The following is a 15,636-nucleotide window of genomic DNA, read 5'->3' as shown; positions in this document are numbered from 1 at the left end:
TATTAGCAAGCTTATATTATTGTCAAAATTGGCTTATTAGCAAAGTTATTTTATGAGTAAAGTGATAAAGCCAATGCGTCATCAATTGGGCTGATGACGCACTGGCTATTTTATGGATAGTCGCTGATTAAGCGTACCGTTCGTTCTGTTTATCACTTATTAAGCTTATTACTCGTCATTTTCAAAGCTAACATTTTGATAGTATTCTGGCGTCAGGTTGATAAAGCGGGTAAATTGACCTTCAAAGCCCAAGCGTATGGTGCCGATAGGGCCGTTACGCTGTTTGCCAATGATGATTTCAGCCACGCCTTTGTGGTCTGAGTTTTCATTATAAACCTCATCGCGATAAATAAACATAATCAAATCGGCATCCTGCTCAATCGCACCCGATTCACGCAAATCCGACATAATAGGACGCTTATTAGGACGGTTCTCTAGACTGCGGTTAAGCTGTGATAAGGCGATGACAGGGCATTCAAGCTCACGGGCCAAGGCTTTTAAGCTACGAGAGATCTCGGAGATTTCTCCTACGCGGTTACCATCTAGACCTGGCACTTTCATTAATTGTAGATAATCGACGATGATAGCGCCAAGCTTACCATCATGGTTTTTGGCGATACGGCGGCAGCGCGAACGCAGCTCAGAGGGCGGCAGGGCAGTACTGTCATCAATATATAAATGCTTAGATTGCAAATGCTGAATGGCATTCATCATTTTTGCCCATTCATCTTCATTCATTTGTCCAGAGCGCAGGTGCGTCTGATTAATCGCGCCCCATGAAGACAGCAAACGCATGACGATAGACTCTGCTGGCATCTCCATCGAAAACACCACCACGGGTAAGTCTTCATTAAATAAAATACCTTCTGCTAAGTTCATGGCAAAGGTGGTTTTACCCATAGAAGGACGGGCAGCCACAATAACTAAATCGCCAGCTTGTAAACCTTGGGTCTTATTATTTAGCTCGACGAATGGGGTTTGCAAACCTATCATGCCATCGGGATTGGATTTTAGCTCTTGAATTTTATCAATGACATTGGTCAATACTGAGGTAATACCAACGGGACCACGCTGTTCTGCGCGTTTATTATGTTGCTCATTAATACTAAATATTTTTGCTTCGACATTATCTAGAATATCGCTGACCGTTTGGTCTTTGGGATTATAGGCAAGGGTCAGCATGTCATTGCCAGTGGTAATCAGCTGACGCAAAGTCGAGAGTTCGCGTACGCGTTGGGCATAAGCGGTGAGGTTAAACAAGGTGGCGGGACTTTGGCTTAAAATATCAGCTAAGTAGCTGTCACCACCTGCTCCTTTGAGCAGTTTTTGTGCTTCCAACCAGTCATGCACCATGACCGTATCATAAGGCTCATTGACCGCTGCCAAATGCGCAATAGCGTCAAAAATATACTGATGTCGCCCCGCATAAAAATCGTCTTTGGTGACGATATCTGCAATTTTATCGTACGCCTCTTCTATACTCATCAAAGAGGCCAGCAAGGCCTTTTCAATATCGATATTGTGCGGCGGTGTCTGATTGAGTAAGTCGTCGGTTTTTTCGTTGTCTGCCATGGGTGCCTAATGTGTCAAAAGTCAGTATAAATGGATATTTGGTGTAAGTATTTATTTTAGGAGTGATACCGCCAATCAAGCACGACCTATCTCTACGAGAGAAGTACCAAAACGTGGTCTCAGCGCTTGTTGGTAAATGCTACAATGAAAGGCGAAAGTTTAACACATTATGCCGTTTTTTCGGCTGCTATAAGTAACTATCTATAAAAATGCCATCTGCTATGAGATAAAATGTATGACATTTCAGAGCATCTTAACTACTCCTCTTTATAATAAAAAATAAAATAAAATCATATACTTAATATCATAATAGGATGTTTTACTATGCAAAAAAAATTACCATTATTAATCACAACTGGTGAGCCTGCTGGCATTGGTATGGATGTCGTGCTGTTATTAGCAGCTGAGGGTAAACTACAAGGTTTTCAACGCCCAATTTGGGTCACTGCCGATAGTGCTGCGATGCAAAAGCGCGCTGATATGTTGGTGACAGCAGGCGTGCTCCAAAGCCGTCCACTTTGGCAAACCGTTGATTTAGACATTGCAGCTGATGATTTTTTAGAGCAAATATCGAAACAAACTATTGATGACAATAATAATGACAATCATGCTTTTATTCTGCTGGATATCCCTTGTGCTGAGCCAGTCGTTTGCGGACAAATTAATACTCGCAATTCGGCAATGGTTGCCAAACAGTTGGACATCGCCCATAAATTAGCAACCAACAAAACAGTCGCCGCTATCGTCACAGGGCCATTGCAAAAGTCTGCACTGATAGATGCCGATATTAAATTACTTGATGGCACCATGTTTAGCGGTCATACCGAGTTTTTTATGCAGCAAAGTGGCTGTGAGAAAGTCGTGATGATGCTTGCCAATCAAGCGATGAAAGTAGCGCTTGTTACCACGCATTTAGCATTAAAAGACATACCTGCGGCTATCACCGCTGATAACGTTCGCCAAACGGTACAAATTGTCATTGACGATATGCGAGAGAAGTTTGGCTTAATGCAGCCACGTATTTTAGTCTGCGGTCTTAATCCGCATGCAGGCGAGGGCGGGCATTTGGGCGTTGAAGAAATTGAGATTATCAATCCCGTATTGCGTGAGTTTATTGATGCGGGCGTTGATATATCAGAGGCAATGCCAGCAGATACGTTATTTACCCCAATGCATTTATCGAATTGCGATGCGGTGATTGCGATGTATCATGACCAAGGTTTGCCAGTGCTCAAATCGCACGGTTTTGGTGATACAGTCAATCTTACCTTGGGGTTGCCGTATATTCGAACATCCGTCGATCATGGCACCGCGCTTGATTTGGCAGGATGTGGCGGTGCAAGTGCTACCAGCTTATACCAAGCACTACTGATGGCTAATGAGATGGCGGATAAATCGCTTATTAATAGACCTCTTGCATAAGTCGGTTCCTTAGCGAGATTTGTAATGCAGTATTGGGTAACTTTAGTGTGAGTAATGGCTATTTATGAATCATCAAACACAGTCTGTTTTAAATGGTTCCATTATAGCAGTCTGCTTTAAGTAGTCTGTTAATAGGTTTAGAGGGTGAAATAGCTGGTTCCGTTGAGGTATACCTCAAGGGAACTATAGTTCACAGTCAAAATTTTTCGTATGGTCTATAATATAGTGCCTATAATCTCTGCGTTTAGAGTTAGGATTGTTTGTCTGCTCTGCCCATATAGCTCGTTGATTTCTATTAAAGTCACTTAATAAATAGGCCGCTGATGAATCAATAATGAATCGGTTGTTGGGTTTGTCAAAACGTGCTAAATAAGTATAAGTAGTATTAATACCTGATGATCCTTTTTCGGCAACATCATTATCTATGTTATAAACTATACAATTCGTTAATGACTCTTCTACAGGCATTTCAAGCAGATAATAGATAGTATTATTATACTCAACAGCGTTAGTTGCTAAATTAAATTCTGGAATTTTATCTGTCTTTTTTAACCCTTCTTTAGTCAGCACATACATATTTTTATGGGGATACATCTTCTCGTTGGTACTAGCATTCAACATATAATATTCATAACTCAGCAAATCTCGAGGGGCACTTTCGATTATGGAATAATACTCTTGATAGACAGTATGAGTAATAAGATAGTATTTATCTCCCTCTATATTTATAGCCCAACCCTCCTCATTGCCACTTATGTCCTCAACCTTTTCTTTATAAATTTTTAGAAAATAGTTACTACTGGTTTCACATTTAGGTAGCAAAGTTGCTAAGAATATTAGGATAATTATTATAGACAGCACTTTTAAGTGCTTTACACTTTTCACTATTTAGATACTCCGCCTTGTCTTGATTTTGACAACATTAGCTGCTCAGAAAGTACACCGTGAAGTACACTACAATTATCTAAACAACTCAAACTATTGATATCAGTAGCTTACATCTAAAGGTTCAAGTCCTCACTAGGGGACCGAACTGATTCAATCAGTTCGGCAGTTATGAAATCATTAAGTTAGTTGAGTGCGCTATACAGACAGCGAACTGTAAGCTATATTCTCAATAATTATGGCAGGTTCTGTAAAAAAATGGACATTGAAATGAAGGCTAACATACGAACGTATCTTTGGGGTCACGAATCCTTTACTAATACATTAAAGAATGATTTTGTTTGGGACGTTGATAAATATTGGGATCTGGAAATCTTTTTACTAGATATTATTAAAGACATTGAAAATAAGGAAACTGTAGACAAGACGGTGATGGCAGATGTTTATTATTTAGGAAGATCAATTGAAACAGCATTTTCTTCAACTCTAAACCCATATGATGGTTGGAGTGTAGAAAATATAGATATAGAAGAATTAACAGAATATTACGATAGGTTTACTCATATTATGAGAATTTTCTGGGGAAAAATCCCTTTACGTGATAATGACTATTTACTGAAAGAAAACCCCTTGTTTAAAGGGCTTTAAATATATTTAACTGTAATGCTTTATTAAAAACCTTCACACTGTAAATATTTCAGTGAGTCAAAGCGCCGATGACATTAGCACACAGCTGAACATTCAAATCCTCACTAGATAGCAGCCATTATTCCCATAACGGTGATTATGGTAAATGGTTTGAGGGCAAGAAAAAACGCTGTGTCGCTTGCGTTAAGGTATGAATAGTTTATTAATAAAATGTCTCAAGAATACAGTGTAATTATGAGCTGTGCTATAATTTGTCATTATAAAGCCAATATATGACTGGCATCGACTTATCGACCCTTTTTTTTACCTATTAAGACTTTTTTATGTCCAAGACTACGTTTGATGCTCAAACTATTTCCAACAGCTTAAAAGCTGCCAAACACCAACCGCGTAAACGCTTTGGTCAAAACTTCTTACATGACCGTAGTGTTATCCGCGAGATTGTTGAGAGCATTCGCCTAGAGCGTGATGACAATTTAATCGAGATTGGACCGGGCATGGGTGCACTGACTGAGCCACTATTGGCAGAAGTCGATGCGATGACTGTGGTAGAGCTGGATCGTGACTTAGCAGATAGTTTACGCATTCGTATCGGTGCCAATAGTCATCCGAACTTTACGATTATCAAAGATAATGCCATGCATGTCGATTATCGTGAGTTGTATAGACCTGAGCGTGGCAAGCTACGCGTAGTAGGTAATCTACCGTATAATATTTCTACGCCGATACTCTTTCATTTGCTTAGTTATGCCGATGTGATTCAAGACATGCACTTTATGCTGCAAAAGGAAGTGGTCGAACGTATCACCGCAGATGTCGGTAGCAAAACCTACGGTCGCCTGTCGGTCATTATGCAGTATCATTGCCATACCGATTATCTACTAACCGTACCGCGTGGTGCCTTTAATCCGCCACCAAAAGTTACCAGTGCCGTCTTTCGTCTGACACCGCATATCACCAAGCCAATTGTCGCAGAAGATGAAGCGTATTTTGCGCTTGTAGTACGCGAAACCTTTAACCATCGCCGTAAGACCCTACGCGCTATTTTTAAGAAATCTACGTTACTGCCAACGCTAAGCGAAGACGACTTTGCGGCTTGCGCTATCGACCCGCAAGCGCGTCCTGAAGTTTTAAGTGTGAAAGACTTTGTCAATTTGAGCAATCAGGCACGCAAAATAGAGGTTTAGTTTTTTGATACAAGCATCATTTATCATCTAAAAAGTATAGAGGTGTTATGAGTTTTCGCCATCAGTATGTCATCGGTGACTTGCAAGGTTGCTATGCGGCATACCTGCAGTTACTGGAAACCTTGGATTTTGACCCAGCGCAAGACAAGCTATGGTTCGCAGGCGACTTGGTGGCACGTGGCGAAGACTCATTAAGTACCTTACGTCATGTCAAAGCACTATGTGAACAAGGGGCTGCGGCGACGGTGCTTGGCAATCACGATATCAATTTAATTGCTGTATGGCGCGGGGCGACGCCGCTGAAGAAAAAAGATAAAACAGCGCCTATCTTCGCGGCCGATGACTGTGATGAATTGCTAGAATGGTTACGTCATCAACCGCTACTGACTTATCCTGATGAGCAGACGGTATTGGTACATGCTGGTATTCCACCGCACTGGACGATCGAGGCAGCCGCAAACTATGCGCAGCAATTAGAAACGCAGCTACAAGGTAATTTAAAACAGCTTGATCGTTTATTGCCGAATCTATATAGCAAAACTGCTGATGAGTGGCATACAGATATTAATGGCTTTACCAAAATGCGGGCGATTGCCAATTATTTCACGCGTATGCGCTTATGCAAACAAGATGGGTTGCTAGAATTTAGTTTTGCCGCAGGGTTGGATGAGCCGATGCCAAAAGATTTTTTGCCTTGGTTTGAATGGCAAGTACCGCGTACGCGCAAGATTCTATTTGGTCATTGGGCCGCGCTTAAAGCTGAGGTCGACTTGCCTTACGCGCGGGCACTTGATGGTGGCTGTGTTTGGGGTAATTATCTATTGGCTTATCGTTTGGGCGATGGCAAAGCCATCACCTCAAGCGCTCACTGCATACCACCAACAGAAGAATAGTCATGCTGCTTTATAGACCATTGTCTTAGATAAAAACCGTAAAAAAACAACTTAACGCTTAATTTGCACTTAAACCGTTTGCTAAGCCTAAGCCACCAAAACCGCCCCATTAACTGGGTAGGTTTGGTGGTTTTTTTGGTTTAGGTAGTGGCGTTTTGGCATCGCCAGCAGCTTTATTTTCAGGATTGCTATCATCATGTTCATAATTGCCAGTCGCTTCATTATTCTCGTTAAAGGCTTTATGTGCTTTATCGTATTGAATATCACTGCTGTAAGGAACGCTATTTAGCTCCTCATCTATCAGTCCATCATCGAGGTCAATGACTTTTTTAGCGCTCATTTGCTTGCTGGTATTCTGTGTTTCTCGACTTTTTAGCGCAGCGTCATTGTCACTACTTGAGATATTATTATCATAATCTATGTCTGTAATAGCCTGCTCATTTTGCATACTTTTTTGCTTAGATTTAGGCAATATTTTTACATCAGACAAACGGCGCACGACATAATTATTGGGTATGGTTTGTCCACCTTTATGAGTACTCGTATCATCAAAAATCATGTGCCCTTGACTGTCAATGCGAGCGTACTTCATGGGTTTATCACGGGGCCAGATAAAGTCAGAAGGATGGGTAAGCAGGTGACTAAAAAGCTGCTTGGTTAAACGGCTCCAATCCATGAATTTGACTTCTTTAGAGCGTAGTGCCACAAATAATGCCAGCGAAAAGCTTACCATTAAGTTGACCATACCGATAAGAGCAACGCCCAAGATGGAGATAAATACAATCTGCCAATCCCATTGGTTGGCAGAAATATTAAACAGTCCATGCGCCAGATTTGCTGAGGCAAAGGCAATATGGCGAATATCAATCGGCAAGCCAAATAAGAAACCGATAGTAGCGGTACTGCCTAAGAATACCCCGAATAAAAAGTTACCCATAATGGCGCCGAGGTTTGCTTCTATAAAGCCGCCTAAACGCTGTAACCATGCTTTGGGTAATAAGTATTGTAGAAGGCGGTGACGCTGAATACGGGCGCCGATTTGATTGTAAACCGCCAGATTATCATAGTAACCAGCGATCAGACCGGATAAAAATAAATACACGCCAGCGATAGCCGCATGGGGAAGCGCCAAGGAGTGAAATGGGTCAAGATCATGCAATAAGTGCGCAGCCTTGTCGGTATTGATCATCGGTGCGCCGGTATATTGTAACCACGCAAACGAGATAATCAGGGCAACTGGTATTGCTACCATGACGTTACCCATAATCGCGACAAATTGAGTACGTAAAATGTCGACCACCAATTCTGATAACTTATTTAACTGGTGCGATTTTTTGCCTGAACCGTCAGATATGGTAGAGGCGATTGCCGCTGCCGTCATAGCCGGCTGTTTGGTGGCGACCGTACCGTGGACGATATGAATAAAAACGAAACCCAAACCATAAATCATGCTGTTAATAAAGGCGCGTCCCATCGGTGCAAGCGCCAGATGGTAGGCCAATATCTTAGTGGTCGCCATAAAAGCAATGATAAAGCCACCGATAGAGGCTTTTTTAAACATCTTCTGATAACCGGTTTTATCGGTACTAATATAATGCTCACCGACGCGGCTGGCGTTTTCGGTAACTTTGCGTGACAGCAGCTTGGTATTATTATCAATCAAATAACCAATACTATAGCGGCGACTGGCGGTGGTAATCAGCGCTTGAATGAGCTCAATAATGGCTTGATCGCGCTTATCATAATTGTCTGCTACCAGCTCGGTTAAGATACGCATCCGCTGCAGACTTTGATCCAAACGCAGCATCATGTTGGTTAAGCGAATAGAGATACCGGTTTTATAAATACGCTTACGGATAGTGGCAACGATATCTTCGCATTGCTCAATCATAACCAACAACGGCGCAGGGTCTACCGCTTTTTCAGGGATGATGTCGGTTAAAGTATCAAGCTCATGCGCTTCTCGGTACTGATTGACATATAAGACCGCTTCTTGATTTTGTGCCACAAATGACGCTGAATAATTGAGCATTTGCGGATAAAATTCCATCAAATCTGGATGCAAGCCAATGCCGCTAATACGATACGATAAAATGATAATGGCGTTCAAAATACTGTTTTTTGCCGTCGCCACCAAGTTTAAATGCTGCTCATTAACCTTGAGGAGGCCAACTAATTCATCCCATTCGTCTTTTTCAATAAGGGCGAGCCAACGCTCATCAGAACGTTTATCAAATAGATAACCGACCAATTCTACGACCGAATCTTCTTGTGGCAACAGTGGTAAAAAACGATGACCGATAAGGCGGCGCAGACTATTAAAAAAGCCCTGATCCGACATGATGCCAGTATCGGTATATAAAGCGATTTGGCGATATTCAATAATAAGTTTTAAGACAAAGCTGGATAGTCCGTCGGCATATTCTGGATGTTGACGTAAAATATCAATCAGCTCTTGAATGTTTTGATTGGCTAATGTGGGCTCTCTATCACTGACGCGTAGCTCATCGATTAAGCGCTTGAGTACCGCAGGATCTGGCACATCACTTAAGGCAGTAATCTGTTGTAAAATGTGTTTTATTTCTGACACATCGCATCCCTTATGGTGGTTATTTCAATCATTGTTATTATTCAATATGGGCAAGGATATATTTTTTTTAGTGGCTATTAACTATTGTCGTTATCAATGTGGCAATGAATGAAAGTGTTGATTGCTAATTTTCAGCTCATTAATTTGGGAACTGTTAATGTAACAATTAAAAATATTTTTATTAATTTTAATGCGCATCACTATGCGTTATTTTAATCGTAACGATGCATGGGCGGTTAACTATTTTGTTAGCAGTTATTGTGCTGCTGTGCTGATTGTGCCGCTCATTCTGTTGATTGTTATTTTAATTCTAGTTTTGATCACTTCAGTTGCTTTAATTAATGCGACAATATTTTTGGCAAAAAAAGGGACAGTAACGTTACTGTCCCTTTTATCGTAGTGCGGTACGGCTTACTTTATTATAAAAGTAAACAATTAGCTAGCAGGTACATCAAAGTAACTAAGATCAAAGTTCATCATTGGATCGCTACCGGCCTTAACCATCTGCGCATGAGCATCGATACGTGGCAAGATACGACCAACGAAATAATCGGCAAGCTTGGCTTTGTTGGTATAGAATTCACCTTCTTTACCGTTAGCGGCTTCGACCATTAGTGCAAACATGTACGAGTAGGCAAGGTAACCAAAGGCATGCATGTAATCAACGGCGCAGCCATTAATCTCACTCTTACGTGAGCTAATATTGGCAAGCACAGCAGTGGTTAGATCTTCAATCGTATCGGCCGCCTCTAGCGTTGCTTGCTTGATACCATGATCTGCTTGCATATTATTGACAAAATCACGAATCTCACCTAAGAAATGGGTGACATATTTGCCGTTATTTTTCGCCACTTTACGACCTAGTAGGTCAAGCGCTTGAATACCATTGGTGCCTTCATAAATCTGTGCAATACGGGTATCACGGACGATTTGCTCCATACCCCATTCGCGGATATAGCCGTGACCGCCAAATACTTGCTGGCAATCAATAGTTGCTTCTAGCGCTTTGTCTGTTAAGAAAGCTTTAGCAACTGGCGTCAATAGGGCAACGCGCGCAGCGGCTGCTTGAGCGGCCTCTGGATCAGTACTAAATTTCTCCTGATCAAGATTTTTGGCCACGTACATCGCAAAACAACGTGACGCTTCGGTGTTGGCTTTTGCATTTAACAGCATGCGGCGTACGTCGGCATGATGAATGATCGCATCGGCAGGTTTTTCTGGGCTTTGAATTTGGGTATCGCTACGACCTTGACCACGGTCATTGGCATATAGCGCTGCGTTTTGATAAGCAAGCTCAGAACCACCAAGGCCTTGCAGACCCATGGTCACACGCTCATAGTTCATCATAATGAACATTGAAGACAGACCGGTGTTTTCTGCGCCAACCATCCAGCCTTTGGCGTTGTCAAAGTTCATCACACAAGTGGCTGAGGCTTTGATGCCCATTTTGTGCTCGATAGAGCCAGCCGCCAAGGTGTTGCGCTCGCCTAAGCTACCATCTTCATTGACCAAGAATTTTGGTACCACAAACAGTGAAATACCTTTTGAGCCTTCTGGTGCATTCGGCGTTTTTGCTAATACTAAATGGATGATATTTTCAGTTAGGTCATGCTCACCGCCAGTGATAAAGATTTTGGTACCAGAGATATTGTAGCTATCATCATCGTTAGGCACGGCTTTGGTTTTGATAATACCCAAGTCAGTACCGGCATGTGGCTCTGTCAAGCACATGGTACCTGCCCATTCACCGTTGTACATTTTTTCTAGGTAGGTTTGCTTTTGCTCTTCAGAAGCCGCTGCATTTATGCAAAGTGTCGCGCCAACGGTTAGATTTGGATATAAAGCAAAAGATTGGTTGGCTGTGAATACCATCTCTTCAGTCAGCATGGTAACCATTTTTGGAAAACCTTGACCGCCGTATTCGGAGTTACCGCTTAAACCAACCCAGCCTGATTCTGCGTACTGCTTATAAGCGTCTTTGAAGCCAGTAGGGGTGGTTACAACGCCATTACCTTCAAAGGTTGCGCCTTCTTCATCACCGCTACGGTTGATAGGTAATAACACGTTTTTTGACAGTTTTGCCATTTCTTCCAAAATCATATCGACGGTTTCCATGTCAACATGAGCAAGGTTTTCGTTGTTTTGCCAAAATTCATGGGCTTTAAAGACGTCAGTTAAAATAAAGCGCATGTCGTTAAGAGGGGCATTATAAACAGCCATAAACATTCCTTTGGTTTAAATGAATAAAAGTAAGTAGGGCGAAAGCATTCAGTTGTGCTTTTGAGCGTAGCTTAACCATAGATAGCTAAAGTTTAGCAAATTAGCGTATCGAGAGGTGTATTTGTTCGTGAATTATGCGTACACCAAAAATAGTGATTATTTAGCAAAGCTGTTGTCTTGGCAGCGTCATTCCCTAAATTTGTATTAAGAAAATCGGCAACACACCTAAGTATGTTGCCGATAAGAACTGCGCGTTAAAATCCATACTACATTATAAACATTTCAAATTTTTATAAATTAAAATGCAAACTGATCAACGTCCATCGTCATATACGGCTCAACACCAGTAGCGATACGCTGTACATGAGTAGTGGTGCGTGGCAGTAACTTAGCAAAGTAGAACTGAGCGGTTTTTACTTTGGCATCATAGAAGGCTTGTTCGCTAGTGCCATTAGCAAGTTCAGTTTGTGCTACTAATGCCATACGTGCCCATAAGTAGGCTAGCGTCACATAACCGCTGAAATACATATAATCAACAGCAGCGCCGCCAACTGCATCTGGGTTTTCAGTGGCTTGCATGCCGATGCGTGCAGTCAAATCACTCCATTCTTTAAGGTGTTTGGCAAGTGGGCGAATAAACTGACCCATTGCATCATTGTCTTGGTTTTCTTCGCAGAATGTTTGGATGATTTTTACAAAGTTTGCAAGCAGCTTGCCTTGTGAGCCTAAGACTTTACGACCTAATAAATCAAGTGCTTGAATTTCAGTGGTACCTTCGTATAAGCAAGCAATGCGCGTATCACGCACATTTTGCTCCATACCCCATTCGCTGATAAAGCCATGACCACCATAAACCTGTACGCCATGATTGGCCGCTTCTAGACCAGTTTCAGTCAAGAACGCTTTAGCAATCGGTGTCAATAGTGACAGCATTTGATCAGCAAATTTAAGCGCATCGCCTTCGCCTTTTGCAACGGTATCGGCAAAATGTGAGAGGTAATAAACTAAGGCGCGACCACCTTCAGCAAAGGCTTTTTCGGTCAATAGCATGTTACGAACGGCTGGATGAACGATGATAGGGTCAGCAACTTTCTCTGGCGCTTTAACACCAGATAATGAACGCATTGCTAGGCGGTCTTTGGCATAAGTTAATGAGCCTTGGAACGCATATTCTGCTGCGGTTAAACCTTGAACTGCGGTACCAATACGCGCCACGTTCATAAAGGTAAACATGCACTGTAAACCACGGTTTTCAGGGCCAATCAGATAACCCGTTGCGCCATCAAAGTTCATCACACAAGTTGCTGATGCTTTGATACCCATTTTGTGTTCGATAGAGCCACAAACGACGTTATTGTTTTCACCTAGGCTACCATCTTCGTTGACCGTTACTTTGGGAACGATAAACAGTGAGATGCCTTTGGTGCCAGCAGGCGCGCCTGGTAGACGAGCCAAGACGATATGAATGATATTGTCAGTTAGGTCGTGCTCACCGGCTGAAATAAAGATTTTTTGACCGGTAATGCTATAGCTGCCATCTTCCTTTGGCTCAGCTTTAGTACGAATAATACCCAAGTCAGAACCGGCATGGGCTTCAGTTAAGCACATAGTTCCTGACCATTCACCGCTGACCATTTTTTCTAGGTAAGTTTGCTTCTGCTCGTCTGTACCATGGTGTTCGATGGTTTGGATAGCGCCATGCGATAGGCCAGGGTACATAGAAAATGACCAGTTAGCCGTACCAACCATCTCATTAATGACCGTTGATAGTGAAAACGGCATGTTTTGACCACCGAATGCTTCTTCAGCAGACAATGCTGGGAAGCCAAGCTCACAATACGCTTTATACGCTTCTTTAAAGCCCTTTGGCGTGGTCACTTGACCATTATCAAATTTACAGCCCTCAGTATCACCGCTTTGGTTTAATGGTGACAGCTCATTTTCAGCAAAGCTTGCCGCCATCTCAAACAGGCTATCCATCAACTCGCGATCGGCTTCTTGGAATGCCGGCAGGGTTTTGTAGTGGCTTTCGCTGTCAAGTAACTCATGCATCACGAATTGGATATCACGTAGGGGTGCTTTATATTGCATAACTTCCTGTCCTTTTTTAGGGTGCGACCGGCAGTAATACGGCGACTATCATTGATTTTCATCATTGAAATCTGAGTCGCTCGAGTGTTACTAGTATGAGGATTGTCTGTTTCAATAGCAGACAACAACACCGGTTATATGAAATAGAGTGAGAAGAGTAAAAAGAATTATGACCGTATTCGTAAATTCTTGGTAAAAGATAGGCGTTCACTGGTAAATATACAAGTTTGGTGACAATACTGATAAGTCACCAACCTGTCTTGCATCCTATATATCATCGACCCTACAGAGTAAAAAACTTAACAATAATTGTAGGAATACTCAATCAATATGCTTTTATAGCAGTGTATTAAGAAAGCTTGTTTTTAGACAAATGTTGCTGCGTTAGCATCTTAGTTGCCTCATCAGCCGTCATTGGCTTACCAAACCAATAGCCTTGACCGTACTGACAACCCATGCTGAGCAGTAAATCGCGTTGTTGCTCGTTTTCGATGCCTTCAGCGATAACCTGCATATCAAGCGCCTCCGCTAAATCCAAAATCGCTTTAACAATCGCGCGCTGTGTACAGTCGTCTGTAATTTTGGAGATAAAACTTTTGTCAATTTTAATAAAGTCAAACGGATATTCTTGTAAGTAGCTTAACGAAGCATAACCGGTACCAAAGTCATCAAGGGCAAGACATATTCCGAGCTCTTTAAGTAAGTCCAGTTGCTTTTTGACATCGGCATGGCGCTGTATCAGTGAGGATTCGGTCACTTCAATGTGCAGCTGGTGAGCGGCAAGTTTATGGCTTACTAATAAGTCGCTGACCAAATCAAAAAAATCAGGATGGCTAAATTCAGCCGCATCGGCATTGATACAGATGTGCTGATGCAAGTCCAAAGCTTGCCAAGCGGCTAATTGCTTGGCGATTTGAGAACCCATTTGTGAAAATAGCTCAAACGACAGTTTATGAGAAATGACCGCATCCATAAACTCCGCGGGTCTTAGTAAACCGCGGGTAGGGTGTTGCCAGCGCACCAAAGCCTCAAAACCGCTGATCACGCCCGTATCTAAGGCGAATTTGGGTTGGTAATAGGGTACAAATTGCCCTTCATTAGTGGCAGCTCTCAGCTCTGATTCCAACTGTATATTGTGCGCATTCATCTCATTAATGGCTTTATGATACCAACACACATCATCGCCGCCCTGCTGTTTGACATAATTCAACGCTTTTTCTGCTTTGGTGAGCAAGCCGATAAACTCATTACCGTTTTCAGGAAAATAGCTGACCCCAACAGAGATATGGCAATAGACTTGTGTTTCTGTCTTGGTACTGTCATTTAAGAAAAAAGGGCGCTCGCACATTTGCATGAGACTGTCTAACTGATGGCGCACCATGTTGGCATCATTGCATTCAAACAATAGAGCGAAGTCATCACCACCAAAATGAGAAAAACAGCGTAAATCATCCAGCTCTAACTCGGCAATACGTAAGACAAAATTCTCTACCAAGGTATTGATAGAATCCGGTCCCAATAAGCTGGCAAGGTTGCGATAACGGTCAATGTTAAAACGTACAACCACCACTTCTTGATAGCTCTCTAATAACAATTCACTGGTTTGACTTAAAAATACTTTACGGTTCGGCAGTCCCGTAAGTTGGTCATAATTCAGTAGGTGCACGACCTTTCTTCTGTTTTTAACCAGCGTCGCCATATTACGAATGGTACCGACGTAATAAGGGGTTTTTTCTAAATAGATTTTGCGATAGGTGATATGGCAGTCGAGGATTTGTCCATAACGGTTTGCCATCGAAAAATCCATTTCACAAAATCCTGTACTGTCTAAACTGTTAATGAGGTTTCTCAGCACCGCTTGTTCGTCTTCTGACAAAAATTCAGCAGCATATATGCCAAGCGGACGTCCAAGCAAAAATTTTCCCGTATAGCCAAGCATCAGCTCATAATTCGCATTGACGGACAGATAGCGCAATTTTTCGTCCAATATGAATATGGCGTCTTCAAATTGCTCGCATAGTTTGACCAATAATTGCTGTTTATCTGATATTGGCATAGGGATAAAATCGGTCATAATGGGACTCATAACATCAAATTGAATAATAAACGGTGCTGTGACAGTGGCAAT

The 15,636-nt window shown here is 42.1% G+C and carries 10 protein-coding genes; 4 read left to right on the top strand and 6 right to left on the bottom strand.

Annotated elements, in window-relative coordinates; translation table 11 throughout:
• Nucleotides 1-168: 168 nt before the first annotated feature.
• On the bottom strand, nucleotides 169-1,572 hold the full coding sequence (dnaB, locus tag AC2FA3_RS03280) for a replicative DNA helicase (RefSeq protein WP_201544235.1): 1,404 nt from the start codon (nucleotides 1,570-1,572) through the stop codon (nucleotides 169-171).
• A gap of 324 nt (nucleotides 1,573-1,896) precedes the next feature.
• On the opposite strand from dnaB, the gene pdxA reads away from it, so the two are divergent.
• The gene (gene pdxA, locus AC2FA3_RS03275; protein WP_490508295.1) at nucleotides 1,897-2,994 is read left to right on the top strand and encodes a 4-hydroxythreonine-4-phosphate dehydrogenase PdxA; all 1,098 of its coding nucleotides are present in this window, start codon (nucleotides 1,897-1,899) and stop codon (nucleotides 2,992-2,994) included.
• Nucleotides 2,995-3,177: 183 nt separating this feature from the next.
• Here pdxA and AC2FA3_RS03270 read toward each other — a convergent pair whose 3' ends face one another.
• Entirely contained in the window at nucleotides 3,178-3,879 is a 702-nt protein-coding gene (locus AC2FA3_RS03270; protein ID WP_490508294.1) for a hypothetical protein, read from the bottom strand.
• Nucleotides 3,880-4,149: 270 nt separating this feature from the next.
• On the opposite strand from AC2FA3_RS03270, the gene AC2FA3_RS03265 reads away from it, so the two are divergent.
• The 3 genes from AC2FA3_RS03265 to AC2FA3_RS03255 all read left to right on the top strand — a co-directional run bounded on the left by AC2FA3_RS03265 (nucleotide 4,150) and on the right by AC2FA3_RS03255 (nucleotide 6,607).
• The gene (locus AC2FA3_RS03265) at nucleotides 4,150-4,527 is read left to right on the top strand and encodes a hypothetical protein (protein WP_020443285.1); all 378 of its coding nucleotides are present in this window, start codon (nucleotides 4,150-4,152) and stop codon (nucleotides 4,525-4,527) included.
• Between the two features lie 323 nt (nucleotides 4,528-4,850).
• Nucleotides 4,851-5,714, top strand: a complete 864-nt coding sequence (gene rsmA / locus AC2FA3_RS03260) for a 16S rRNA (adenine(1518)-N(6)/adenine(1519)-N(6))-dimethyltransferase RsmA (protein ID WP_490508293.1) — start codon at nucleotides 4,851-4,853, stop codon at nucleotides 5,712-5,714.
• A gap of 47 nt (nucleotides 5,715-5,761) precedes the next feature.
• Nucleotides 5,762-6,607 carry a symmetrical bis(5'-nucleosyl)-tetraphosphatase gene (locus tag AC2FA3_RS03255; RefSeq protein ID WP_490508292.1) on the top strand — a complete coding sequence of 282 codons (846 nt, stop codon included), beginning with the start codon at nucleotides 5,762-5,764 and terminating at the stop codon, nucleotides 6,605-6,607.
• Nucleotides 6,608-6,716: 109 nt separating this feature from the next.
• Here the strand turns inward: AC2FA3_RS03255 and AC2FA3_RS03250 are convergent, their stop codons facing one another.
• From AC2FA3_RS03250 to AC2FA3_RS03235, 4 genes are all read right to left on the bottom strand, one after another.
• Nucleotides 6,717-9,197 carry a site-specific recombinase gene (locus tag AC2FA3_RS03250; protein WP_490508291.1) on the bottom strand — a complete coding sequence of 827 codons (2,481 nt, stop codon included), beginning with the start codon at nucleotides 9,195-9,197 and terminating at the stop codon, nucleotides 6,717-6,719.
• 435 nt (nucleotides 9,198-9,632) lie between these two features.
• Nucleotides 9,633-11,417, bottom strand: a complete 1,785-nt coding sequence (locus tag AC2FA3_RS03245; RefSeq protein ID WP_490508290.1) for an acyl-CoA dehydrogenase C-terminal domain-containing protein — start codon at nucleotides 11,415-11,417, stop codon at nucleotides 9,633-9,635.
• Between the two features lie 297 nt (nucleotides 11,418-11,714).
• Nucleotides 11,715-13,508, bottom strand: coding sequence for an acyl-CoA dehydrogenase C-terminal domain-containing protein (locus tag AC2FA3_RS03240; RefSeq protein WP_490508289.1), 1,794 nt, complete (start codon nucleotides 13,506-13,508; stop codon nucleotides 11,715-11,717).
• 349 nt (nucleotides 13,509-13,857) lie between these two features.
• On the bottom strand, nucleotides 13,858-15,582 hold the full coding sequence (locus tag AC2FA3_RS03235) for a putative bifunctional diguanylate cyclase/phosphodiesterase (RefSeq protein ID WP_490508288.1): 1,725 nt from the start codon (nucleotides 15,580-15,582) through the stop codon (nucleotides 13,858-13,860).
• Nucleotides 15,583-15,636 lie beyond the last annotated feature (54 nt).

This window comes from Janibacter sp. CoH_79_TC_3 (genome assembly GCF_058197955.1).
This window is presented reverse-complemented; position numbering and strand designations above follow the sequence as displayed.